At 55.5% G+C, this 1,620-nt stretch carries 5 protein-coding genes; 3 read left to right on the forward strand and 2 right to left on the reverse strand.

Translation table 11 applies throughout. From position 1 onward, the window contains the following. The 3 genes from CAGGBEG34_RS09430 to CAGGBEG34_RS11225 form a co-directional block, all read left to right on the forward strand. A partial coding sequence (locus CAGGBEG34_RS09430) for a phage structural protein (protein WP_042688542.1) occupies positions 1-372 on the forward strand: 372 nt, incomplete at its 5' end. Positions 373-381: 9 nt separating this feature from the next. Next, a complete protein-coding gene (locus CAGGBEG34_RS09435; protein WP_006683382.1) occupies positions 382-792 on the forward strand; it encodes a phage tail assembly chaperone in 411 nt (136 codons plus the stop codon). Further along, a complete protein-coding gene (locus CAGGBEG34_RS11225) occupies positions 789-962 on the forward strand; it encodes a DUF6889 family protein (protein WP_006683383.1) in 174 nt (57 codons plus the stop codon). The genes CAGGBEG34_RS09435 and CAGGBEG34_RS11225 overlap by 4 nt, the downstream gene beginning before the upstream one ends. Here the strand turns inward: CAGGBEG34_RS11225 and CAGGBEG34_RS09440 are convergent. Beyond that, positions 959-1,240 (reverse strand): addiction module antidote protein, encoded by a 282-nt coding sequence (locus CAGGBEG34_RS09440; RefSeq protein WP_006683384.1) that lies wholly within the window; start codon positions 1,238-1,240, stop codon positions 959-961. The genes CAGGBEG34_RS11225 and CAGGBEG34_RS09440 overlap by 4 nt on opposite strands. Then, positions 1,237-1,620: type II toxin-antitoxin system RelE/ParE family toxin (locus CAGGBEG34_RS09445; protein WP_238985038.1), on the reverse strand; the 384-nt coding region annotated here is incomplete at its 5' end. The genes CAGGBEG34_RS09440 and CAGGBEG34_RS09445, both read right to left, overlap by 4 nt.

A 1,620-nucleotide genomic window follows, 5' to 3' on the forward strand; every position in this document is an offset into this window, starting at 1 on the left:
GGCGCAGGCGTTGCGGAAGAAGGGATCACCCTTGCCAGAGAAGGCGATCAAGGCAAACTGGTGGTCGGCGCAGACGGCGAATTTATGCACGTGCTGAACGCCGACAAGTCCGGTACGGTCACGGTGCGGCTGCTGAAGACGAGTCCGGTCAATGCGCAATTGATGGGACTCTACGATACGCAAGCCGCCGATAGCCGTCTGTATGGTCAAAATGTGATTACGGTTCACCAGACCCAGAGCGGCGACACGATTGTGTGCCGCGGCTGCGCGTTTAAAAAGATGCCCGATCTGAGCTACAAAAAGGACGATGAGCCGGTCGAGTGGGTGTTCGCCGCCGGCAAGATCGATGCGATTCTGGGAAATTACACTTAAGGAGCGTCCATGTCTAAATTTGAAATCGAGGGTCAGCAGTACCGCGCGGGCAAACTGAATGCGTTTGCGCAACTGCATGTCGCGCGCAAGATCGCGCCGGTGCTCGGCGGCTTGGCGGCATTGCAGGGCGCAGATTCAGCGGCGGCGCTTAAATCGCTTGCGGATGTGATTGCCGCAATGCCCGATGCCGATTGTGAATACGTGTTGCACACCTGCCTGAGCGTGACGCAGCGGCAGAACGGCAAGCATTTTTCTCCGGTTTGGAATGCGCAGAACCAGGCGCTGATGTTTGATGACATTGGCCTGAGCGAGATGGTGCAGATTGCGATGTATGTGATTCAGGACAGTTTGGGAAATTTTTTGCGCGGCCTCACCGAGCGCGCAGTCGAAGCCTCGCCAGCGACAGCGGCCAATGGGTGAGTCTGCCGAACGGCGAAGACTGGCTCTTGCGTCCGGTCGCCAAAGGGATGTGCGGCTTTGAGCGCCTGAAAGACGGCTCGGTCGATCTGGCCGATATTGCCTTGATGAATGAGGCGCTGGACGTGATAGCGGAGAATGCTGCGATTCAGCAGCAGAATCCCATATGCTAAGCCGTTGCAATGGTCAGTCTGATACCGAGCGAGTCCATCAATCTGCGAATGGTTTCGTAACGCGGTTTAGCGCCGGGGGTCAGCGCTTTGTACAAACTCTCACGGCCCAAGCCCGCAGCTTTGGCAATGTGCGTCATCCCGCGCGCACGGGCGACATCGCTGAGCGCTGAAATGAATACGTCTGGATTGGGGTCTTCCAATGCGGCAGCCAGATATTCTGTGCAGTGTGCTTCACTGTTCAGGTAGTCCACAGCATCGAATGGGGCATATTGGGTCATTGAGTATTCTCCTGATCAAGCGCACGCGCCATCGCGAGGGCTGCGCGAATATCCCGTTTTTGGGTGGATTTATTTCCGCCTAGAAGCAGCGCATAGACCCGCAAACCGCGGCGAGTGTAGTACAAGCGATAACCAGGGCCGAAATGAATCCGCATCTCAAAAACGCCTTCTCCAATGGGTTCCGAATCCCCGAAGTTGCCGAATTCGGCTGACTTGATGCGCGCCAATATGCGCGTTTGTCCGCGAATGTCTTTCAATGCGCTGAGCCAGGCATCAAATTCGCCAGATCGGAGAATCGTATACATCGGCGTAGTGTATTCAGTTGGATACGCATTTGTCAACTCGAACCATATAAGGCAAGCATAGAACAATGGACTTAA

Source organism: Candidatus Glomeribacter gigasporarum BEG34 (genome assembly GCF_000227585.1).
Taxonomy (GTDB): domain Bacteria; phylum Pseudomonadota; class Gammaproteobacteria; order Burkholderiales; family Burkholderiaceae; genus Glomeribacter; species Glomeribacter gigasporarum_B.